The 21,447-nt window shown below is 65.0% G+C and carries 19 protein-coding genes and 1 pseudogene; 7 read left to right on the plus strand and 13 right to left on the minus strand.

The features are described 5' to 3' along the window. The first annotated feature begins 274 nt into the window (after positions 1 to 274). From ACGFNU_RS17770 to ACGFNU_RS17795, 6 genes and pseudogenes are all read left to right on the plus strand, one after another. Positions 275 to 1,450, plus strand: a complete 1,176-nt coding sequence (locus ACGFNU_RS17770; RefSeq protein WP_392594760.1) for a hypothetical protein — start codon at positions 275 to 277, stop codon at positions 1,448 to 1,450. Between the two features lie 312 nt (positions 1,451 to 1,762). Further along, positions 1,763 to 2,386: a hypothetical protein gene (locus ACGFNU_RS17775; protein ID WP_392594762.1), complete on the plus strand. Its 624-nt coding sequence runs from the start codon at positions 1,763 to 1,765 to the stop codon at positions 2,384 to 2,386. Then, positions 2,383 to 2,604, plus strand: a pseudogene (locus ACGFNU_RS17780) (J domain-containing protein); the annotation flags it as partial. The gene ACGFNU_RS17775 and the pseudogene ACGFNU_RS17780, both read left to right, overlap by 4 nt. Positions 2,605 to 2,822: 218 nt before the next feature. Beyond that, positions 2,823 to 3,380 (plus strand): hypothetical protein, encoded by a 558-nt coding sequence (locus ACGFNU_RS17785; protein WP_392594936.1) that lies wholly within the window; start codon positions 2,823 to 2,825, stop codon positions 3,378 to 3,380. Between the two features lie 718 nt (positions 3,381 to 4,098). Continuing rightward, the gene (locus ACGFNU_RS17790; protein ID WP_392594764.1) at positions 4,099 to 4,815 is read left to right on the plus strand and encodes a hypothetical protein; all 717 of its coding nucleotides are present in this window, start codon (positions 4,099 to 4,101) and stop codon (positions 4,813 to 4,815) included. Further along, complete coding sequence (locus ACGFNU_RS17795) at positions 4,812 to 5,153, plus strand: hypothetical protein (protein ID WP_392594765.1); 342 nt, start codon at positions 4,812 to 4,814, stop codon at positions 5,151 to 5,153. Before ACGFNU_RS17790 ends, ACGFNU_RS17795 begins: the two co-directional genes overlap by 4 nt. 160 nt (positions 5,154 to 5,313) lie before the next feature. On the opposite strand, the gene ACGFNU_RS17800 is transcribed toward ACGFNU_RS17795, so the two are convergent. The 13 genes from ACGFNU_RS17800 to eccD all read right to left on the minus strand — a co-directional run bounded on the left by ACGFNU_RS17800 (position 5,314) and on the right by eccD (position 17,139). After that, positions 5,314 to 6,675, minus strand: a complete 1,362-nt coding sequence (locus tag ACGFNU_RS17800) for an IS4 family transposase (protein ID WP_392594767.1) — start codon at positions 6,673 to 6,675, stop codon at positions 5,314 to 5,316. A 569-nt stretch (positions 6,676 to 7,244) separates the two neighbouring features. After that, a complete protein-coding gene (locus tag ACGFNU_RS17805) occupies positions 7,245 to 7,550 on the minus strand; it encodes a helix-turn-helix domain-containing protein (protein ID WP_392594769.1) in 306 nt (101 codons plus the stop codon). 61 nt (positions 7,551 to 7,611) lie between these two features. Then, on the minus strand, positions 7,612 to 8,343 hold the full coding sequence (locus tag ACGFNU_RS17810; protein ID WP_392594770.1) for a hypothetical protein: 732 nt from the start codon (positions 8,341 to 8,343) through the stop codon (positions 7,612 to 7,614). Positions 8,344 to 8,351: 8 nt separating this feature from the next. Next, the gene (locus tag ACGFNU_RS17815; protein ID WP_392594772.1) at positions 8,352 to 9,056 is read right to left on the minus strand and encodes a WXG100 family type VII secretion target; all 705 of its coding nucleotides are present in this window, start codon (positions 9,054 to 9,056) and stop codon (positions 8,352 to 8,354) included. Positions 9,057 to 9,074: 18 nt separating this feature from the next. After that, a complete protein-coding gene (locus tag ACGFNU_RS17820; RefSeq protein ID WP_392594774.1) occupies positions 9,075 to 9,431 on the minus strand; it encodes a hypothetical protein in 357 nt (118 codons plus the stop codon). Continuing rightward, positions 9,418 to 10,479: a YbaB/EbfC family nucleoid-associated protein gene (locus tag ACGFNU_RS17825; protein ID WP_392594776.1), complete on the minus strand. Its 1,062-nt coding sequence runs from the start codon at positions 10,477 to 10,479 to the stop codon at positions 9,418 to 9,420. Before ACGFNU_RS17825 ends, ACGFNU_RS17820 begins: the two co-directional genes overlap by 14 nt. A gap of 1 nt (position 10,480) precedes the next feature. Next, positions 10,481 to 11,596: a S8 family serine peptidase gene (locus tag ACGFNU_RS17830; RefSeq protein WP_392594778.1), complete on the minus strand. Its 1,116-nt coding sequence runs from the start codon at positions 11,594 to 11,596 to the stop codon at positions 10,481 to 10,483. A gap of 711 nt (positions 11,597 to 12,307) precedes the next feature. After that, complete coding sequence (locus ACGFNU_RS17835; RefSeq protein WP_392594780.1) at positions 12,308 to 12,487, minus strand: hypothetical protein; 180 nt, start codon at positions 12,485 to 12,487, stop codon at positions 12,308 to 12,310. A 632-nt stretch (positions 12,488 to 13,119) separates the two neighbouring features. After that, positions 13,120 to 13,407, minus strand: coding sequence for a hypothetical protein (locus ACGFNU_RS17840; RefSeq protein WP_392594782.1), 288 nt, complete (start codon positions 13,405 to 13,407; stop codon positions 13,120 to 13,122). Positions 13,408 to 13,508: 101 nt separating this feature from the next. Next, complete coding sequence (locus tag ACGFNU_RS17845; protein WP_392594784.1) at positions 13,509 to 13,802, minus strand: WXG100 family type VII secretion target; 294 nt, start codon at positions 13,800 to 13,802, stop codon at positions 13,509 to 13,511. A gap of 34 nt (positions 13,803 to 13,836) precedes the next feature. Next, positions 13,837 to 14,151, minus strand: a complete 315-nt coding sequence (locus ACGFNU_RS17850; RefSeq protein ID WP_392594786.1) for a WXG100 family type VII secretion target — start codon at positions 14,149 to 14,151, stop codon at positions 13,837 to 13,839. 236 nt (positions 14,152 to 14,387) lie between these two features. Then, positions 14,388 to 15,743, minus strand: a complete 1,356-nt coding sequence (gene eccB, locus ACGFNU_RS17855) for a type VII secretion protein EccB (protein WP_392594787.1) — start codon at positions 15,741 to 15,743, stop codon at positions 14,388 to 14,390. 4 nt (positions 15,744 to 15,747) lie between these two features. Continuing rightward, positions 15,748 to 17,139 (minus strand): type VII secretion integral membrane protein EccD, encoded by a 1,392-nt coding sequence (gene eccD, locus ACGFNU_RS17860; RefSeq protein ID WP_392594789.1) that lies wholly within the window; start codon positions 17,137 to 17,139, stop codon positions 15,748 to 15,750. A 299-nt stretch (positions 17,140 to 17,438) separates the two neighbouring features. On the opposite strand from eccD, the gene eccCa reads away from it, so the two are divergent. Next, positions 17,439 to 21,434 (plus strand): type VII secretion protein EccCa, encoded by a 3,996-nt coding sequence (gene eccCa, locus ACGFNU_RS17865; protein WP_392594791.1) that lies wholly within the window; start codon positions 17,439 to 17,441, stop codon positions 21,432 to 21,434. Positions 21,435 to 21,447: the final 13 nt, after the last annotated feature.

Here is a 21,447-nt window from a genome sequence, read left to right on the forward strand (position 1 = left end):
ACGTCGACGACGAGTGAGGGGCTTGGGCTCGGCAAGGGCTGAATAAGCGGAAACCATCATCTCTGGGTGTTCGTAGCCCTACGCTTCGTGACTTGTGAGGTCTACGCACGGGATTCGCGAGGAACTGGCAGGGCGCGCCATCGAGCAGCGTTCACCTCGGCGGACCTATCTGAATGACAGCCAGGACCACGGTCGAGTCCTCATCCCCGCGGTTCGGATCGCGGGAGCGGACGAACTGATCGCCGCGGTCAGGGGATCGGCCCTCTTCGGGGTCGTGACGTCACAGATCGAGCGGGCTCGGTCTGGCTTCGAGGTGGACACCGACGGGGAGCCCACGGTCGCGAGCTTCACCGAGCTCCTCGGCGTCCTGGACGAAAGCGACCAGCGCGCCGTCCACGAGTCGGAGGAGAAGACGAAGGCGGCGATGCGGTTCTGGGGGCTGCTGACCCGGACCGGCATCCTGCACGTCGACCAAGCACGATCGCTGGCCTGGCCAGGGCCTGGCGCGGTAGCCCTCACCAGCGGTGACGACGAGGCGGCGCTGGCGGCGTGGCGGACGTTCCTCATCGCCATGATGGATCACTGGAGCCTCTCCGACCACGAGGAGTACGAGGAGATCGGGCTCTGCACCAACATGCTCGTCTTCTTGTACACGCGGGACGGGCGGATCACGTATGAGCACCTGACGGCGTCCCCAGAGGCCAGAGCCCGAGAGTGCGTTCGCGTCCATGTCAGCCTGCTCCTGCAGGCGGGCCTCGTCGAACAGGACGGCGTAGGAGTCTGGATCACGCCGCTGGGGAGGTTCGTGTGCCACGCCATGCTCGAAGAGGCGAGCGGGATCACGATCCCCACGGTCGGGTCGTACGCCGACGCTGACGCGACCACGCTGCTGGAGGCGCTCTCGGTCTACCGCGTCGATCACATCTCTGAAGAGGTGCGTGCGTGGCTGTGCGGGCGTTCGGTCGAGGGGGGCGCCGAGGAGATCCGGGGTGCGCTGCGCCGAGTGGGCCCGATCGCGCGCCGCGCCGGCTTCGACCTGCTGGCCGGGACGATGGACGACGTGTTCGGGGAGACCGGCCGCAGCGTGCTCGTCACTCTGGTGGCCGACCCCGAGCTCGGCGCGCTGGCGCACAACTTCCTTACCGCGGAAGAGAAGGAGCAGGTATCCGTCCCAGGTAGAGCCGCGAGCACCTGGGCGCTCGTCGACCTGGCGGCGATGAGCCTTCAGGCGGGGACGCCCGCACCCGAGATGATCGAACGGCTCGGGTACGTCGACCAGGAGCCCGGCAAGATGGCCAAGCTGATCTCGCTCTTCGGCGACGTCGACCATCCATGGAGCGCACGCGTCCTCGAGGTGATGGCCGCGCACCACCCCCAATCACCGGTAGTCGAGGCGGCCCGCCTGGCCCGCGACCGCCTCGTCCCCACAACGGAATCCCCGCGGCCATAAGCAGTGGGGCTCAGCCGCCACGAACCGGCTCGCGCCAAGCCGCTCGCGCGAGCCGGTCGCGCCGCGAAAGTGACATGCAGCAGATCCGTTCACTCTGCCAGAGTCGGCCAGCCAGAATGGCGACGACCCTAGGACTCCGTGAGGCGATCAGCCTATGCTTTTACAGAGATCGTCGAACTCGGTGCATAAGGCGGTACGGATGCCCCCTCGTCCTGGCTTGTTCCTTCCCAGCCAGGTCCTCCGGACCGCCGCCGTGGCCGGGGTCTCACCCGGAACGCCGCAGGCACCGCTCCGGTTCATCAACGCGGCGAGATGGGGCTGTCCTCCGGCGGTCCGCTGCGCCAGGGTCACTGGGACGCGATGGGGCCCGCGGTCCGCGAACGCCTGCTCTGGCGAGCCGGGACCGTCATCGAGTGGTGGGCCAACGAGGACGAGTCCGTCCCTGACCGCCGGCCCTACGCGGTCGTGTTCGGGGACCGCGGCCTCTTCATCGCCGAGCCACGGCTCAACACCGAGCATCGCCCCGTCTATGCGCTGTCGTCGTACGAACTCGACCCCGCGTCGTTCCGGCACATGACGGTGGACCATCGCCCGCCTCCGCACGCCGCAAGGGCCACCGCGTCCAATGACGCGGCTCCGGCGAGCACCGACCTCGGGCTGTCGGCGACCGCCCGTGGAGTGCTGGGCAACCTTCCGCCGAAAGCCCAGGAGCTCCTGCAAGCACCCTTTCTCTCCGGAGAGCGCGTACTGCGCTGCGACTGGTACTACGAAGGCCATGAACACCACCTGAAGATGTTCATGATCTACCTCGCTGGCCCCAAGAGCGTCACCGCCGCCAATGGCGCCAGAATCATTCCTGCAGGGCACTCCACCGCCACGGCGCATTGGAACCTGGAATGCCGGCGCGCCACCGTGACGCGCCGCTCCGGGAAATGAGCCGCCCGAACGCGACCGGCCGAGACTGGGGGTTGGACGGCCGCGACGCCTACGACGTGTTCGGCATCGCCCCCGACACCTCGACCGCGGAGATCAAGCGCGCCTACCGTCGGCTGACCCGTACGCACCATCCGGATGCACGAACGGCCAACGGCTCGGAGACGACCGAGATCTTCCAGCTCTGCGCCACCGCCTACGAGATTCTCGACAAGAGCCGCGCCGAATACGACGCCCACCGCACTCGCCTCTCCGAGCCGGAGCAGACCGACGAAGAACCGCCGGACGAGCCGGAGGTGATCTTCGATCCCTGGGACACCGCCCAAGCCGGAGCCGCGCCGCCTCCCCCATGCCCTGGCCGACACCACCGTCTCCCCGACTACCGCCGTATCCTCCTCCTTTCGTCCACCACCCGATCCGGCCACGCCGCGGATACCGTGTGGCGAACAAGATCGGAATCGGCTGCGCCGCCGCGTGGGTCCTGGTGGTTGCCTTCATGGTGCTCTCCTTCGCCGTCAGCGCCCTTTCCGGGGACGAACCCGGGATCGGCGCCGCGATACCCGAGACGTTCGCCGGGACATGGAAGGGCACCTACGGGAAGCCCGGGGACGTCGAGATCAAGGTCACGCTCGTCCTGCGCGCCGGACGCGTCCGCGGTGAGGTTCTCTACCCGGGCAGAAGTTGCGGGGGCTCGGTGACGCCGACCTCGTACACCGGCGAGGTCCTGTGGCTGCGGGAGCACGCGGACAAAGACCAGGGCTGCGACGACGCCGACATCGGCGTCACGCTCAAGAAGGGCAGACTCCACGTCGCGTACCACCACAACGGGGCAAGTACCCCACAGACAACCGGCATCCTGACCCGCGTCCCCAACCCCGCCTCATCGAGGCGAGCCGGTCCGACCTCCTCCATCAGCGCCCATCGATCATCCATGGTCGTCGATCGTCGGTCGAGGTCAGGCAGTCGCGGAACCGCACAGAACCGTGCGTCGTGCTAAACCAGATAAGGCCTGGGTCGGGATTTCTTAGACGAGGCATGACTACATTTGTCAGAATCTCAACTGTTCGTCTTTGCAAACGTGACGGGGCGAGGAATCAGTGGCTTATCGAGACTGGCAGCACGAGGTGCTGCAGGAACTCGGTGTTTTCGAAGCGGGTCTCATGTCGCCGTCTCCGCGTCCCTTGCTCCACCCCGCGCCCGCATCCCGAAAAATTGCTCCGTTCGGCATCCCCTCAGACCATGCGCGCGGGACAACGGACACCGCCTCCATGGGAATGTCCATCGGGGGCGGCTCCGCTACTGCGACCTTCGGCCTTCCATCAGAGAACGGCGGGTCGGCCACGTTCAAGGTTCCGAGCAATGAGAGTCGGCAGGCATCGACTCCGCAAGCGCCGTGGATCGCAAGCGAGCTGGCCATGCGTTCTCAGCAGCCCCAAGATCAGCCGCCCCTCCCAGTTCCTCGGCTCGAACACGAAGTCCCGCGAACAGTGCCCGTCGACCTCGACCCTCCGACCAGTTCGGATGCATACCCTTCCGCTGACCACACCTCGGCCGACGAGCTGGTACGGCGCAATCCGCACGGCGATCCGATGGGGCGACGCATTCGTAGCAGCGTTCGCAAAGTTGCCGGAGCATCAGCTGCCTCCGACGTACGTGCCGCCGCCCAGCTGACGGCGCTTCTGGGCCGGCCGGTACCGTCATGCCGCAGGATCGTCGTGACGAGCATCCGCGGCGGCGCAGGCAAGTCGAGCATGGCAACGCTCGTCGCCGACATCATTCGCCAACATCGGCAAGACAGGGTACTCGCGATCGACGCAGACCCAGGGCTCGGCTCGCTCCCCCTCCGCCTGGGTGCCGCGCCGCCAAGGTCGCTCCGAGAGCTCGCGACCGCTCGCCCGTCTTCGTGGGACGAAGCATCCAGCTACCTGGCTCGTACGCCGCGAGGCCTTTGGCTGCTGTCCTGCAATTCGGGCGGCCAGGTCGGGTCTGAGCTTGACTACCCCGCGTTCCAATCAGCGACGGGCGGCCTGAGCCGCTATTTCTCGGTCTCGGTAATCGACTGCGGCGCAGGTTTGATCACGGGTCTGCACCGCGGAATCCTGTCTTCGGCACACGCGCAGATATTCGTGGCCCCCGCCACCGCGGACGGCGCGCTGAGCACACGGGCGGCCCTTCGATGGTTTGCCGAGAACGGCTTCGTATCGCTCCTCTCCCGTACCACCGTCGTGCTGGCCACCCAAACACCCAACCCTGACACCGATCTCGAGCGCGCCCGACACCTGCTCGCCGCCGGCGGCCGTTCGGTCGAGGTCATGCCGTACGACAGGCATCTCGCCCCGGGCATCACTATCTCTGCCGACCGGATCAGCGCCACCACCCGCGCCGTCGCCACCCGCGTAGCCGCACAGGCATTCGTGAGCAGCACATCATGAGCCGGGAGTTCGTCGCCCTGATCAGAACGCGCCCGGAAATCCCCCATCTACTCGAACTCGTCGAACTCCCCCATGGCCTCCAGATGGGAACGAGGGCCGGCGCCATCGAACTGTTCGACGAGAACGGCCACATGCTGGTGGCCATTCGAGACCCGTTCCTAGTTCAAGTGCCCGGCGAATCAGAACGCCTGCTCGGCATCGCGACGGCGACACCCGCATGGTGGGTCGAGATCCAGGCAGCGGCCACCAACTCTCTCGCCATCGAGATAGCCGAACGTTGCGCCCGAACAGCAGCCGACCTTTACGGCGGAACCGTCTGGCCCCCCGCCGACCAATAAACACCATGTCCACACGCGTTCGCCGAACGACCCTCAGCCCTCCTCACCGATCGGCCGGTCGTCACCCAGAGCGAGACCTCGTCGAATGTGCCGTAGTGTCCGCTCACCACCGGGGCATAGCCCAGAGCCCGCCGCGCGCCCTAACCGCAATGCCGATTAGTTAAGGGCCGGGGGCTGCTGTCAACTCGGGTTCGATCAGGACGTTGATGGTGATGGTGGCCTGGTGGTTGGTGCGGTCGATGGTGCCTTTGGCTCGGTGTTTGGAGATCGCTCGTTTCACCACGCGGGGACTGATCCGGGCGCGGCGGGCGGGCATGGGGTCGGCCAGCACCGCCCGGCCGATGCGGCCGGGCAGGTCGATGGTGGTGTCGGCGATGATTCCGGCGGCGTGGACGACCTGATCGCGGGCGGTCTGCAGCGCGGTGGTGAAGCTGGCCCGGTCGGCGGGCAGGCCGGTGCCCAGGGTGGCGTCGGCGATGGCGGTCCGCAGCGTCTGGTAGGCGGTCAGCAGGGCGTAGACCTCCTGGTCGATCCCGGCCGGGGTGCGGGCCCGCAGCACCCGGCCGCTCAGGGTGGTGGACTTGATCTCCAGATAGGTGGTCTCGATCTCCCACCGCTGGTGGTAGAGCTTGACGAGCTCGGCGGCGGGGTAGCGGTGGTGGTCGGTCAGTGTGGTGACCAGCCGGTAGCGGCCGGTGCGGCGTCCGCCGCCGTTGAGGGTGGCGGTGATCTGCGCATCGATCACCCGGACCCGGGTACTGCCGAGCATCGCCACGAACGATCCGTCCGGCAGGGCGGCGATCCGGGGCAGCCGGCGGCCGTTCTTGCAGCGGATCAGCAGGTCCGAGCCGGTCACCGAGAGCTTGCCGATCAGGTCGGCGACCGCGAAGTTGCGGTCGGCCAGCAGCAGCATGCCCGGTCGCAGGCACCTCAGCAGGGCGGGTGCATAGGCCAGCTCACCGGTCGCATACGGGCCGAACACCGCGTCGATCACAGTGCGGGTGCCGCACGCCACCACCGTCACCACCGCCACCAACCGCAGCATCGGGTATCCCGATCCGCCGTGGCTGCCGCTCTGCCGCCCGTAGTGGGCCAGGTTGGCCGGGCTGTCGGGCACGAACATGCTGGTGCCGTCGATCGCGCATAGCAGCAGACCCCGCCACCGCACCGCCCCGGCCGGTGGCCCGGCCAGCAGCTCGAACAACGCCTTCAACGGCGCCACGCCGACCCGTGCACGAGCCTGCGCCAGTGCCGAGGAGGACGGCGGCGGCCCGCGATGATCCAGGCCCGCCACCAGCCGAGCCCACACCTGCCGATAGCCCAGCCCTTCGAACAACCCCGCCGCCAGCAGCAGATACACCACCACCCTGGGCGGCAACGCCCGGACCCGGGACGGGGCCCGCCGCGTCCGGGACAGGACCGCGTCGACCATCTCAAACGGCACAATCTGGGTGAGCTCGCCCAAGTGACCAGGGGCGAACACGCCCGCCGCCACAGACACCGAGCGTTGGACCGTCATCATGGCCGCAGCCGCGGCCGACCTGGCAGACTGAGACACAGCGGAGATCTGGTTGGTGAACGGACTGGTTGTGAGAGATCACCCGTTCTACCGGATCTCCGTTCTCACGTCCGGGGACCAGACCGATCCGCTTGACGCAACCACCACCGCCCTAACTAACCGGCATTGGCCCTAACCGGGTCAACGGACGACAACAGGTCCGGGTGAAAGACGCGGGACAAATCCCGTAGCGATGGGACGACCAAGATTCATTTGGTCGCCGATAGCCGGCGCCGCCCGATCGGGTGGCCGGCGTGAGACATACACCGCTCAGCCCGGAGTCTTCGGGGGAACTCAAGGCTTCCAACCTGGTCCGCGGGCGGAGCACCGACGTTGAGCGGCTTGCCGTACTCGCTGAAGTAAGAGGTCGAGATGAACCTGCCGCTAAGCGACTTCATGGTCGAACGCGTCACCTGCTTGCGCGGCAGACTGTCCGTCCCGCCCAGAGGTCGACCTGAGCACCGTCGCCGCCGCCCAGCGACCCGGTTCCCGCAGGATCGTGACAGTCACCAGGGGGCCGATGAGCAGGTCTGCTATCCGATGCACGCCGAGCCATAGAGCCCGGCGCGCCGCAGCGGCTCGTCCGAGAAGCCTCCAGCCGGCCCGACACAAAACCGCGACCGCCACTTCGACACCGTGTTCCACGACCTCCCGGCCCTCTCGGCAACCTGGGCGATCGTTCCAGCCTCGGCACACAGCAGCACAATCCTCGCCCGCAACCCAACGCCTGCGAGGTCCTGCGGCGGCGCACCCTTCCGGTCAGCACCGACGCTCCTCGTCGGACAACACCACCGGATCCAGCTTCGGGCTCGGCATCCCCACAGCCTACCGACTAACAACGAACTAACGTCTCAGAAAACTATTCCCGTGGACCGTCTCGAGATAATGGTGAACTGCGAGTCAGTCAATATGTTCTGCTAGTACCTCGTCAAGCGCCAAGACGATTTTGCTCCAATCACCTTCCGCAGAGCTCTGTGCCCAAGAAAAGACTACGTCTCGGCCCGCTTGGTAGGAAAATCCGAAACTAGAGGCGTTGCCCAGCTGAGCTTCACCCTGCGCGTTCTTAAGAGGCTTGATGAAGCCTGCCGCCCCCCCGACCGACAATCCCGAGACGACAGACTTTGCAGCGTGCTCATCACGCATACGCAAAATCGCAATCTGCCCAAGCTGTCCGTTGCTTCCATGGTACAACCCACGAACCAACTGTGTGCAGCCAGCTGTAGAGAGTGCACCGACGAGTGCCTCGCCCCACACTGCGCCAACACATGGCTTGTCTTCGCGGGCCCCGATCAAAAACAAGGAAAGCCCAGAATAGGTGACCGTCCTGACGGACTCCGAGAATACGTCACGAGAGGTCAGATCCTGCAGAGAACGGGAGCGATTGGTTCTGACCGATGGCGGAAGGACGGCATCCACACTCCCTAGCCGCGTCGGCGCCGCAGTGTCCGTTGACTGTTCTAGTTCTCTAGGCGGGTTCGTCGCCAGGGCTCGATACTCACGTTCTCCCCACGAAACAACATCGCTGGCGACCGCACCAATGACGAGCAACACGACAACGAGCAAAAATGCTCGGTAACGCTGTCGTCCAGGAGACTGACGCTTGCCCACCGCTTCACCGCCAGGATTGTCCATGGCCCTGCTCACTTGCGCGACTTCGGATCCACCTTACCCCAATTACGCCAGTCTCCTGTCGCCTCGAAAGGCAATTCTGGGGCGTATTGCGGAATCTGCACTGGAATTGGAAGGCCAGGCGCCACGCCTCTCTCATACGACACGAGATCCTTGCTCAACAGTCGCAGATCTCGGAGGCTGGTCGTCAGCTCCGAAAATTTCTCGTCTCCCGACGAGTAGTAATCATTGAGTTCCTGCACAAATTCCCACACTGCCAGTGCGACGATGGCAAGACCGCCTTCAGTGCTTCCTTTGACGGCAACAAAAGTTCCCCCGACGGCCCCGATCAGCCACAAAGCCATTGCACGCAGGTCCGACCGCATCGACTCCACAACTTGTTTTGCCTGCTCAAGTTGGGTGCCGATTTGCCAAAAACTGTCCTGAATGCGTTTCGACTGTTCACTGAGTTCGGAGATCCAGTCGGTATAGGCAGTCTTGGCCTTACCACTCCAGTGATCGCCATCAATGGCTTTACTTTCGTCACCGAGTTTGCTCACCACTTGGATAGAGGCGGCCACGGACAACTCTTTCCAGAACTTGGCGCGATTCTCGATATGGCCGACATCTCCCCATAGCTGGGAGATGAGGTATTCAGCAGTCCACGCGGCGCCGCCAGGGACTTTCCTGATTATATCAAGGGCTTGGTGAATCTCAGGGCTGTAGTCTTCGGCCATGTGCGACCTCGCAATTTCTTAGGGAAGTAGCTTTTCTATCCCGCCGGATCCCGGGGATCGCGGCGTCTGAACTTCTTTCATGCGGCGAGCGACTTCGGCTTCGGCCAGGCCATAGGTTCGGGCTACGAACTCCAGGGCGGCGGACCCCTGGACCAGAGCTTGTTTGACGCCAGCGATGTATGTCAGATAGTCGGTTACTAGAGCGTTATAGGCCGAAACGAAGTCACCGCCAAAGGCGGTGAATGCCTCCTCCTTCACTTCGGATCCGCCTGACAGAATCTTGTCCTGGACGGTGCTCTTCCAGGCGTCATGGTATTCGTCGAGCTTGGCAACGTGCTTCCTCAGGATGTTCCGCTCAACATTATATCCCGTCATTATGTCCCGCCCTCATCGTTCTGTCCGGCGCCAAGATATCTCGGGCGAGCTTCCCTACGTGGCTTCCCAAGCGGACACCCTCTACATAGACCGAGTTAAGTGCTTCGTATCTCCGTGACTCAGCATCGTCCTCGACGTCTTTGATAGCCCTCAGTGCATACTCGGCAAGTCGTTCGCAGCCAAGGTCCTTGACCGCATGGCGAGGTATCTTCAGGTCGAGCGCACCCGTCGCCTCGGATCTCTCGACCTGTACGGCGCCTCGGCCGGCCGTCTTTGTCGAGCGCAACGATGTGATCTCGAGCGCAACTCTGGCTATGGCATGACAGGTCTCCATATTCGATGCAATAGCGTTACGCGCTTTCGGCGACTCGGCTCGATCTAGCGTAATGAAATCTACGCGCTCCGGCAGAGCAGTAATTGATTCAAATAGACTGGCGTAACTGTCGTCCGTGGGGAGGTAACTCTCTCTGGAGGAACGCCCTTCAGTATTTGCCGTGCGACGAGCTTCTGCGACGGCTTCAGCTATTTTGGAGCCGAGAAGATGAGGGCGGGCTCTAACAGATTCGTTGATTTGGAGATCAACGAGTTCACCAAGGCCATCCACGGTTGCCTCGACATCGCCGTCACTATCGGTCTCAACGAAACGTTCCGCAGTGAGGTATGCAATCCGTTGGCGCACACCGGCTCGCATATACTCTAGTTTCGATTTGATAGCCGCACGGATTTCGTCCGCTTGGAAAGATCCTTCATGCTCAACCGGATACCCGCCACTTCTTTGTATCGGTGTGGCAGCGAAGGGTCTTTCAGAACTGCTGGTCGCTACCCTATCGCCGAATGATGGGGTGGCTTCGGCCAGAATTCCGTCTCCACTTTCTCGAGTACTTGGACTTGCACTTTTTCCAATTTCCACATCGGCGGCCGTCACTTCTCGCTTCCTCAGTCGTCGACCAGCCGCGCGGATACGGTCTTCGATCTCCTGCGTGGTCTCCGGAGCACTGGGGGCGCTCGTGTTGAGTTGGGCCTTTAGCTGATTATCTTGATCGGTCATATCACGCCTTTTTACTTTTCCGAAACAGGCCATAACCTGCAAGTACCAAAATTACCGCTATTCCAACGACTCCCATGGCGGGAAGGACCCACTTGTCTCTTGACACCTGTTCCTCTGTCGACGTCGGCACTGAGGTGCGCTTTTCCGCTGACGGACGAACCCCGGGCGGCTTCACAGAGGCCTTTTGGTGGGCCCCGTTGTCGTAGATGGGGTTGGGGGCGTTGGTGGGGACCTTGTCGACGAGGGCTCGGTAGGGGCGGACCAGACCGTAGCCGGTGACGTCGTCCCAGCCTGGTTTGCCCACGTCCCTGGATGTGGCGAGCAGGCGCTGCACGACCTCGCGGGCTGGCATCTTCGGGTACTTGGAGCGCACGAGGGCGACGACGCCCGAGGTCAGCGCTGCGGCCTGGCTTGTTCCTGCATGACCTCGCCATTCGAACTGCCCGCCGCCGTCAATGCTGCCAGCCTCGACCGAAGGCGCCGCGACCATGACGTACTCGCCGGGAGTCGACTCCGACCACGGTCGGACGTGACCGTCAAGACCACCGACGGCCAAGACACCGGCGCAGTTAGCCGGGAAGCTTCTCCAGCCGCCGCGCCGTCCCTCGTTGCCAGCCGAGACGACGACCACGACATCGCGCTTCACGGCATATGAGATCGAGTCCTGTACCTCACCTTCGCACGGCTGAAAAGCCGCAGACCCGCGGGACATGTTGACGACCTTGACACCGTGATCGGCCGCGTAACGGATGGCCTTGGCCCAGCCGTCATCGAAATAGGCCACGAGCGGTAGCACCTTGGCTCTCGGGGCCACGCCTACCATGCCGGTGCCACGCCCCTGTCCGACGATGAGCGCCGTCATCGCCGTGCCATGTCCGCCGTTTTCGCGATCCGGCTTGACGCGAACGGCGTCCATGCCGATGTTCGGGAGCACGGCACCCTGGAGGTCAGGAAGGCCGCGATTCACCTCGTCGTCTATTACGGCGACCGTGACGCCTTCGCCCATGGTGATCGGCCAAACCTTCTTTTCGAGCTCCCACCAGTCGAACCAGTAGAGCTCCTTGCGAGGCTTAGGCGCGCCTGTGGCGGGCATCGGAGTAAGCAGGACGAGCGCCATCACGGCGACCAGTCCCGCACTCCATCTTCCAGTCGCCTGCACAGGGCTCCTTCCGATCATTCCGCCGGTCCCGCTCGGTTCAGCGGATCACAGGTGGTGCCGTACCTTCGTCGTCAGTCCAGACGTCCTCGTCTTCAGAGAGCCACGTCGATTGTTCGCCCGCCTCATCACGCATACGAGAGCCTGGCGTGCCACCCGCTCTGCGATGCGCGGGTCCCGACCCAGCATTTGGCTGCCGAACACCGGCCCCAGGTTGCCGACCGATCACGCCGCCGCTCCCCGAGCGTGGAACCGCAGAAGACTTGGTCGGAGAGCCGCTCACGCTGTTTCCGCGCGATCCAGAACTCCGGGCTCCGCCAATGGGTGTAGAGCCGATCGCGCCCCGTCCTCTGCTCCCGAATGCCAGGTTGTTCGGCGCGGGCCGGCCACCGCCACCTGGGGCGGGAATCATGGACCCAGAACCGATAGGGCCTGGTTTGATGCCCCCCGAACCCGGATTGAACGGCCTCAGGTTCGCGCCACCGGGGCGGGATGTCAGCGGGGCCGGACGTGGCGTACCTGGGTTGGGTGTCAAAGGACCAGGTCCCAAGCCGCCCGGGGTCGGGCCCAAGCCGCCGGATCCCGGACCACCTTGACCCGCCCCTCCAGGGCTTGGACTGCCTCCGTGACCGGGACCAAGTCCACTGGGAGGCAGGTTGGGAACCTCGGGCTTCACCCCTTCAAGATTTGTACCACCGCCACCTCCCGGACCACCACCGGCACCAGGACCACCACCGTCTCCTCCGCCAGGCAGCGGCGGAGACGGCTCGATTGGTGCAGGGGGCGTTGGAAACGGAGGATCTTCTGGAAACGGGCCCGGACCTGGCAGGCGGCGTCCACCAACACCGTCATTTCCACCGCGTCCCCCGCCCTCGGGAGCGGCCCCTCCACTTCCCGGGACCCCGAAACCTTCGCCTTCTCTTTGTCGCCGTGGGAAATCGAGCGAGATTGAAGCAGGAATGACGGAGTAGACGTCCGCGAGGGTTTGGTTCATCTTGGCCATGTACTGCTGGGCCTCGCGGTCTTTGGCGTACTTCTCCATCAACAACTCGGTCTTGGGATCCTTGGGCCGTCCCAGGAGGTCAGTGGGCTCCGAAGGAACGTTGCTCTTGAACATGTCAACCTGGGTACCTGCCTCTTTCAAGGCGAAGCCGAAGGCCAGGCTGGCCGACGCCAGTTCGTTCGCGACGTTCTCCAGTTTGTTGAGTTGTCCCTGCGCCGCCTCTGAGGAGGGACCCTCCGGCCAAGCTGTTTTCAAGCGGCCACGGTGGAAGGCCAGATCCGACATGGCCTGGTCGAGCAGCTTGCTCAGCGAGTCGTAGGTATCGCTGAGACTGTGGAGACCACCGGACTCAGAAGCCTTGATCTTCTGGATGATCTGGTGATAGTCGAACTGCTCTGGGTTACCAGCGCCGATCGAGCCACGCCTGAGCGGGTAGGACTGACCACCCATACCCATGTCCCCCCTAAGGAACCGTCGAAGTCTAGTTCTGGCTCTCGTGCGTGGCTCGCGGCTCTATGCCTCGGCCCGCTCTGCTCGCCGCGTCCCTGGCCGCCAGATCGGACAGATCGAAGTTTTTCGCCGAGGATTCGATACTCGCGATCACGTCCTCATACGCCTTCGCGAACAGGGTCACGTAGCGAAGCATCGACTGATGAGCAGTGCCCACTCGTTCACTCAACTGCTCTGGGACATCCCACGCGCCGACGGTGCCCACGTTGCCGGCGTGTCCGGCTGAACCTGACCTCAGCTTGTCGAGCTCTGCGCGCATCGCTCGGGCTACTTGGCGCATCTTCTCTTGGCTGTGCTCGCTGTCCGGACGTGGCGTCCCGGTAGTCCCCGCTCCCAGCGGCATGGTCTTGTTCGCTCCCGTCAACCGCCGAAGCTGGCGGCGTTGCGGTTTTCGGTGGTGCGGTAGCCGTCGTGGGATTCGCCGATGGCGGCACCCATGCGGTTGACGACGTTGCCGAGCTCGACGCCAGCCGCGTTCCACTGCGACTGCATGCGGTGGTACGCCTGCTGGGCGTCGCCTTCCCACTCGGCGAGCGTCGACTTGACCTTGCTCTCCAGCTCGTCGAGAGCGGCCTTGTATTCGCTCAGTGCCTTCTGGAAGCTCGCCTGGGCCTGCTGCATCGAGCCGAAGTGCACTCGGGTCAGATCACTCATGGTCTCGGTTCTCCGATGTCGTCTGGTGGGGAGCTCAGTCGTTGATGAGGCCCTTGAGGGCGTTCACGCGGGCGACGGTCTCGGACTCGTTGGCCGCGTAGGTGACCCTGGCGTCGCCCAGCTTCTGCTGGATCGTGTTGAGGTCGGTCAGCACCTTGACGAACTGCTGGTCGAAGCGCTGGAAGACGTTCACGAACGCGGTCGCACCTTCGCCCTTCCAGGTGGCGGCGAGGGCCTTCTGCTCGGCGTCCAGGCGGGCCCGGGTCTTGCGCAGCTTGCCCTCGGCATCTTCGATTGCGTCGGCGCCGCGCCGCATGCCTTCCCGGCTGTGCGCTGACTGCTGTGTCATCTGCTTGCTCCTTGCGCCTGGGGGTTCGGAATTGATCACGACGCGCCCTGCGCAAACCAGCTGATGTCTTCTGTAACGCCGGTTAAGCGACACACCCCGTGACACTGCAATTCGGATCGTAGAGAAGTAAGAGATTTACTGTCCACCAGTCATATGAACTGTCAGGGTGAGGTTGTCGTGTTTGGATCTATTGTCTCGCCAGGTTGTACGTGCTCAAGGACTTGAATATTCAAATCCTAGGTGGCCGGAACCGGCCGGACCGCGGCGGAGGACGTCAAGGCAGGGCCTGGACGGAAGAGCTGGAGGATGTTGGCGGGGACCTGGGCGGATGAGGCTGCGGAATAGCCGAGTTTCGTTGCGTCCTCAGGGGTGGGGATCGGGTAGCGGACGCCTTGCTCGGTGATGAGCGAGAAGGACTGGGGTTGCTGGTTGGGGGCGGTGAGGGTACCGGCGAACGTGGCTCCACCGGGCAGGACGATCTGGTCGATGGTCGAGCGGGTGGCAGGAGGTGGCGGGAGAGTGCCGCCGATGGTGAAGCGTGCGTCCAGGCTCCTGTCGCTGTAGACCGCGCAGAGGGGCTCACTTGGTTCATATGGGAGAGCCTTGGGCGGGCTCTCTGGGAGTTGGCGGTTGAAGAGGGTGGTGTTTGAGATGTTGGTGGCGGCGGCTGGAGTGATGTCGATGGCGGAGCTGGCTCCAACGGTGAAGAGGAGTAGGACGGCTTGGGTTTCTGAGATGCCCGAAAGGCCGTCGAAGAGTTGCACGTACCAGCGTGCGGCTGATCCCGCGATGGGCGGGACTCGGTAGACCTGGCCGATGGTGGGGATGCGACCGTCTGGGGTTGGTTCTGCGCGAGCGCCTCGGTTGGGGATGAGGGGCGCGGCGTAGTCGGGGCCTTGGGGAAGGCCGTTCAACCAGCGTTCGTCGACCTGGGGTGGTTGCGCGTTGGTGAGGGTGCGGACTGATTGGCGCGAGATCCGCATGCGGGTGTTGCGCCAGATGAGCCAGGCTTGGGAGCCGCCTTGGACCAGGACCGCCTGGGTGTTGACCAAGGGACGGCCGGCCACGTCTCGGCCTCCTATGAGGGAGACGGTCGGGGTGGCGATGGTGCTTGAGGGTGGGGTGCGGACGCAGAGGGACCAGGGGGCCCGGACCAGTTTGGATGGGTCGGGCAGGGACTCGGGTGCGTTCGGGATGCCGGTCAGGGAGCCGCGCGTGTATTTGGCCAGGGAGCGGCTTGAGACCAGCTTGCGCTGGATGGTGTTGCCCGACATGGCCAGGCGGGCTGACGTGTAGTTGAGGAACGGGATTAGGCGTTTTTGGTCGGCGCTGTAGGAGTATGCGGCGCCGGTTTCCTTTTCGATGAGAACCAGGCCTGGCTGTTCCAGGTTGCGGGCGCCTCCCTTGAGGAGGAGGCCCGTGATGCCGAAGCCGGCTGCTACAAGGACTACCACCATGACGCCGCAGAGGGCGCCGACGCCTGTGCGGCGGAGGGGGGACTCGGCCGCGCCTGGCTTGCCCTGGAGGAGCGCGAAGGTGACGCGCTGAGTCATCAACTTGTGGGCCTGGTAGAGGTCTTTCTTAGTCTGCATGACGTTAGCCAGCCAATCCGCGCAACCAGGTGTAGAGGTTGAGCAAAGCCATGGCGAACGGGAACAGGCTGATGATGAGCGTCAGGTCAAGGATGTCGCCTGCCCGGCCCCAGAACGGTGAGGGCTTGTGGGTTGGGGGGCGCAGGGCCATCACGAGCATGATGGTTACGGCTAGGAGCATGGGGACGGCGGCCGCAAGGACGGTTTCGCCGGGTGAGGAGTTTGTGCCCCAGGAGACGCCTAGGAGCGCTAGGCCGGTCAGGCCGCTGCCAAGGAGCCAGAGGCGTTGTGTGCGGCCGTGGAAGACGCGGGCGCGGAGCAACAGGACCAGTGAGATGCAGAGGCTCATGGTGGTGACGAGCCAGGTTCGTTCGGTGAGCAGGAAGAACTGGGCCCCTAGGGAGACTAGGGCTACGCCCGCTACCAGGCCCGTGCTGTAGCGGTCGGCTTCCTTAGTACGGCGGAGGAGAGTTGGGCCGTCGAACGTCTGGGCGCTTCGGAGCTCTTCGGCGGTCTCCGGTACGGGCGGTAGCGGCAGTCTTGCCAGGCGGAATGCCAGGGATGGGATGAGAGCCGTCAGGACCAGGCAGAGGGAAGCTGATATCGCGGCCATGCCGGTCGGGTCTGCGCCGAAGCCTTCTACCAGCGCGGAGGTCAGGGCTCCCAGGAGCGCCGCGAACGCTACGCCTAGGTAGGTCGGGAGGCCTTCCATGATGGCGAAGGCGGCTATGACTGCGGCAAGTGCGGTTGTGGCGGTGGCGGACAGGATGTGAGGGGAGCCCAGATCCGAAAGGTCCACTGAACGGGCGGGTGCTACAAGGCCGCTCAGGAACGCGTATGGAAGCGCGCTGAAGCCTAGGACCGCTCCAGCGCCAGCGTCTGAGAGTGCACGGGAGAGGACTACGCCCGTGACGAGGAGGACGGCGGCGATGGCTCCGGCGGCGATCGAGATCAGGGGCCAGGGTGGACCCGAGAACGCCAGGCCGACCGCCCCTGAGACCAGGAGCGAGGCGCTGGCGACAAGGCCGAAGCGGCGGGTGTGTTCGGGCTTCCAGCGGTCGGAGTGTTCGTTGATACCCGTTGCGACCACGTCCGCCACGTCGTCGAAGACCACTTCGGGCAGCTGGGCCATCTCGGGGCGGAAGTAGAGCAGTTCGCCGTCTCGGACTCCTAGAGCGCCCAGGGACATCGACTCGTCGAAGGGTGGCTGGTCCAGGCGTTGCAGCACCCAGCCTGAGTGCGCGAGGCCCGCGTTGGCCAGGTCGCGGCCTGCGGCTTGCAGCAGCGTGGGCAGCATGTGAGCGAGCGGGACGTCTGCGGGGAGGGAGAGGTCGACGCGGCGACCTGGTGCTACCAGGGCGACCCGGCAGAGGTCGGCTCCGGTGGCGGGGTTCATGCGACCTCCGATCTGTTCGCCGGGTTCGATGGGTTCGCGGGCTCGCCGGTTCCCTGGGCTCGGTGGTCAATTAAGCGATCATGGACGCATATTGACTACCAGCCCGACAGGAGTTACGGCAACGTTCATGAACGGGTTCGATGGTTACTAAAACGACATTTCAACCACTTGAACCTCGGCGCCACGAACCGTCGTACGACCTTAGCCAGGTTCACCGAGGGAATGGTGATTACTAGGATGACCGGTTGTTGACTGCCGGTCACGGTGGTCTGTGCTGACGATCGAGAAGGGTCGGAGCGGTGAGCATCGTTCTCGTACGTCGTCCGGAACGGCGTCCACCTCCACAGATGCCCGAGGGCGAGATCATGCTGGAGCCGCCGCCGGAGATCCCGGAGGCCGTCAACCAAGGCTTCGCGAACGCGCTGATGTACCTCCCGATGGCGGCCGGCGGCGCGGCCATGGGGCTCATGTTCATGGGCGGCGCGGGCGGCGCGAACGGCGGCAACCCGATCATGTGGGTGGCCGGCGGCCTGTTCGTGTTGTCCATGGTCGGGATGGGTTTCGGCCACGTGGGGCAGAGCGCGGGAGAGCGCAAGCAGCAACTCAACACCTCCCGCCGTGACTACTACCGCTATCTCGACCAGATCCGGTCACGGGTAAGGAAGGCCGCGAAGCAGCAGCGGGACGCCTTGGAGTGGACCGGGCCCAGCCCGCGGACGCTGTGGTCGATGGTGATGAGCCACCGGCTGTGGGAACGGCGGCCGGCGGACGAGGACTTCGGGCATGTGCGGATCGGGCGGGGCAGGCAGCAACTGGCGCTGGAGCTGATCGTCCCGGAGACCAAGCCGATCGAGGACCTGGAGCCGATGTGCGCGGGTGCGCTGCGGAGGTTCCTGCGGGCGCACTCAACCGTTCCAGACCTGCCGGTGTCGGTCTCGCTGCCCGCGTTCGCGCGCATCATGACGACCGGCGGTTCCGGGGCGGCGCGTGCGATGGTGAGAGCGATGGTCGCGCAGATGGCGGCCTTTCACGCGCCCGACGACCTGCGCATCTCGATCTGCGCGTCGCCGGAACGGATGCCTGAGTGGCAGTGGGCCAAGTGGCTCCCGCACTGCCTGCATCCCGCACGGCATGACGCGGCGGGGGCGATCCGGTTGCTCACCCACTCGTTGTCGGCGCTGGAAGAACTGCTGGGAGAGGAGATCAAGGACCGTCCGCGGTTCAGTGCGGGAGTCGGTCCGCAGGACTTGCCGTACCACGTGGTCATCGTGGACGGGGGCGTCGTCACGCCGGACTCGCAGCTCGGGGCGGACGGCATCAAGGGCGTGTGTGTGATCGACCTCAGCGAGTCGGTCGCGCCTACGCCGGATGCGACGATGCTGCGGTTGCAGGTCACGGGTGATGGTCTCGAGATGCTGGAGCGCGACCGCACTGGGAAGGACGTCGCCACTCCGCTGGGCAGAGCCGACAGCCTCACGCATGTGCAGGCGGAGGGGTTCGCGCTGCGGCTGGCACCGTTGCGGGCGGGAGCGCGTGAAGAACCTGAGCAGAACGCGTTGGCGGCCAACCTCACGTTGACCTCATTGCTCGGACTGCGCAGTCCGTACGGCATCGATCTGGCGCGGAGCTGGCAGGTTCGGGCGCCGCGCAACCGGCTGCGGGTTCCGATCGGCGTGGACGCGGACGGGCGGCCGGTGGAGCTCGACATCAAGGAATCGGCACAGGGCGGGATGGGGCCGCACGGGCTGCTCATCGGCGCAACGGGGTCGGGCAAGTCGGAGTTGTTGCGCACGCTCGTACTCGGGCTTGCCGCGACGCATTCGCCGCAGACGCTCAACTTCGTCCTGGTCGACTTCAAGGGCGGCGCCACGTTCCTTGGGCTGGACCGACTTCAGCATGTCTCAGCCGTGATCACCAACCTGGAGGACGAACTCCCGCTCGTCGACCGGATGTATGACGCGTTGCACGGCGAGATGGTCCGGCGGCAGGAGATGCTGCGCGCGGCGGGAAATTTCGTGTCGCTGCGGGAGTACGAGAAAGCTCGCGATCAGGGCGTCTCGCTGAAGCCGATGCCGACATTGTTCGTGGTCCTGGACGAGTTCTCGGAGCTGCTTTCGGCCAAGCCGGAATTTGCTGAGCTGTTCGTGATGATCGGGCGGTTGGGACGTTCACTCGGAGTCCATCTGCTGCTGGCGTCGCAGCGGCTGGAAGAAGGCAAGATGCGGGGCCTCGACACGCATCTTTCATATCGGATCGGTCTGCGCACGTTCTCGGCCATGGAGTCGCGGGTGGTGCTGGGCGTGCCGGACGCTTACGAGCTGCCGTCGGCTCCGGGCAACGGGTATCTGAAGGTCGACGTTACGGACATGGTGCGGTTCAAGGCGGCGTACGTATCCGGGCCGGTGAACGGGGAGCGGCAACAGGCCAAGGCTCAACTCGGCCACGTTCAGCAGCGCCGGATACTGCCTTACGGTGTTGGCTACATTCCGCTCCAGACCGTTCAGCCGCCCGACCCCCAAAGGGCTGCGGCGAGCGAGCGGGAGTCGGAGGAAAGTCTCTTCAGAGTCGTCATCGGCCAGCTTGAGGGGCACGGGCCGGCCGCGCATCAAATCTGGCTGCCCCCGCTGGACGTGCCGCCGACGGTGGACCAGCTGGTGCCGCCGCTGTCGGCCTCGCCGCAGTACGGGCTGACCACCACGGAGTGGGAGGGCCGTGGCAAGCTCGCGGCGGTGGTCGGAGTCATCGACCGGCCGTTCGACCAGCGGCGCGATCCGTTCTGGGTCGATCTCTCGGCGGCGGCCGGCCACGTCGGTATCGCCGGTGCCACGCAGACCGGCAAGTCGACGATGTTGCGTTCGATGATCGCGTCGCTTGCGCTGCTGCACACGCCGGCGGAGGTGCAGTTCTATTGCCTCGACTTCGGTGGCGGGACGCTGGGCGCTCTTGCCGGCCTGCCCCATGTCGGGGGCGTGGCGACCCGGCTCGACTCCGATCGGGTGCGGCGTACGGTCGCGGAGATCTCCACGTTGCTGGACGAGCGCGAACGGGCCTTCGGTGAACGTGGCATCGACTCGATCGCCACATACCGGCGGCTGCGTGCCTCCAACGCGATGCCGAGCGATGGTTTCGGCGACGTCTTCCTGGTGGTGGACGGCTGGATGACGCTTCGCCAGGAGTACGAGCAGCTTGAGGAGACCATCACGGATCTGGCGGGGCGCGGTCTCGGGTATGGGATCCACGTTGTGGCGACCACGGGCAAGTGGTCGGAGTTCCGGATGGGCATCCGGGATGTGTTCGGCACGCGGCTGGAGCTGCGCCTCGGCGACTCGTACGAATCGGAGATCGATCGACGCCTGGCAGAGAACGTTCCCGAGGGACGGCCCGGCCGTGGGCTGACACGGGACGGCCTGCACTTCCTCGCCCCGCTTCCTCGCATCGATGGGCGCGGCACCACCGACGATCTCACGGACGGTGTCGCCGCCCTGGTCGAGTCCGTCGCGAAGGCGTGGCGTGGTCCCAAGGCTCCGCCCGTACGCCTTCTGCCCGACCTTCTGCCCACCGAAGCCTTGACCGATGCTCCCAGGCGGCGATGGCGGGTTCCAATCGGCATCGACGAGAACGCCCTCGCGCCCGTTCTCGTCGATTTCCAGGCCGATCCGCACTTCGTGGTCCTGGGAGACACCGAGTGCGGCAAGTCCAACCTGTTGTGCCAGATCGCGGACGGTATCGTCGCGCAGCACACGCCCGCCGAGGCAAAGCTGATCTTCATCGACTACAGGCGTTCGCTGCTCGACACCGCCGATACCGAGCATCGAGTGGGATATGCGGCTTCGTCGACGGCGGCCGCGGAGCTGGTGGACAACCTCGTGGACGCACTGAACGACCGCTTGCCGCCCGCCGACCTCACCTCCGAGCAGCTGCGTCATCGGTCCTGGTGGAAGGGCAGCGACGTCTTCCTCTTCGTCGAGGACTACGATCTCGTGGCCACAGCGTCCAATCCGCTGCTCCCGCTCGTGGAGCTCCTGCCCCAAGCCCGCGACATCGGCGTTCATCTGGTCCTGTCACGGGCCATGGGCGGGGTGAGCCGTGCGTTGTACGACCCGGTGATCCAGCAGCTCAAGGACATGGCCACCCCGGCGTTGATCATGTCGGGGAGCAGCGAGGAGGGCCCGCTCTTCGGTGAGGTCCGCCCGGTCCCGCGGCCACCCGGCCGCGGCACGTTCACCGACCGGCGCACCGGCGCCCGCCTGATCCAGACCGCGTACCGCGAGAACTCCCCGCAGCAGACCACCTGACGAGCCGCTCCGG

The sequence above is a fragment of the Spirillospora sp. NPDC048911 genome, assembly GCF_043198015.1.
GTDB lineage: Bacteria > Actinomycetota > Actinomycetes > Streptosporangiales > Streptosporangiaceae > Spirillospora.

Excerpts from the sequence above, each read along its gene's own strand:
- ACGFNU_RS17800 (WP_392594767.1), bottom strand. The coding sequence starts at position 6,675 with ATGATGACGGTCCAACGCTCGGTGTCTGTGGCGGCGGGCGTGTTCGCC.
- ACGFNU_RS17825 (WP_392594776.1), bottom strand. The coding sequence starts at position 10,479 with ATGACCGATCAAGATAATCAGCTAAAGGCCCAACTCAACACGAGCGCC.
- ACGFNU_RS17840 (WP_392594782.1), bottom strand. The coding sequence starts at position 13,407 with ATGCGCGCAGAGCTCGACAAGCTGAGGTCAGGTTCAGCCGGACACGCC.
- ACGFNU_RS17795 (WP_392594765.1), top strand. The coding sequence starts at position 4,812 with ATGAGCCGGGAGTTCGTCGCCCTGATCAGAACGCGCCCGGAAATCCCC.
- ACGFNU_RS17845 (WP_392594784.1), bottom strand. The coding sequence starts at position 13,802 with ATGAGTGATCTGACCCGAGTGCACTTCGGCTCGATGCAGCAGGCCCAG.
- eccD (WP_392594789.1), bottom strand. The coding sequence starts at position 17,139 with ATGAACCCCGCCACCGGAGCCGACCTCTGCCGGGTCGCCCTGGTAGCA.
- ACGFNU_RS17820 (WP_392594774.1), bottom strand. The coding sequence starts at position 9,431 with ATGACGGGATATAATGTTGAGCGGAACATCCTGAGGAAGCACGTTGCC.
- ACGFNU_RS17815 (WP_392594772.1), bottom strand. The coding sequence starts at position 9,056 with ATGGCCGAAGACTACAGCCCTGAGATTCACCAAGCCCTTGATATAATC.
- ACGFNU_RS17830 (WP_392594778.1), bottom strand. The coding sequence starts at position 11,596 with ATGGCGCTCGTCCTGCTTACTCCGATGCCCGCCACAGGCGCGCCTAAG.
- eccB (WP_392594787.1), bottom strand. The coding sequence starts at position 15,743 with ATGCAGACTAAGAAAGACCTCTACCAGGCCCACAAGTTGATGACTCAG.
- ACGFNU_RS17810 (WP_392594770.1), bottom strand. The coding sequence starts at position 8,343 with ATGGACAATCCTGGCGGTGAAGCGGTGGGCAAGCGTCAGTCTCCTGGA.
- ACGFNU_RS17775 (WP_392594762.1), top strand. The coding sequence starts at position 1,763 with ATGGGGCTGTCCTCCGGCGGTCCGCTGCGCCAGGGTCACTGGGACGCG.
- ACGFNU_RS17835 (WP_392594780.1), bottom strand. The coding sequence starts at position 12,487 with ATGACGGTGTTGGTGGACGCCGCCTGCCAGGTCCGGGCCCGTTTCCAG.
- ACGFNU_RS17850 (WP_392594786.1), bottom strand. The coding sequence starts at position 14,151 with ATGACACAGCAGTCAGCGCACAGCCGGGAAGGCATGCGGCGCGGCGCC.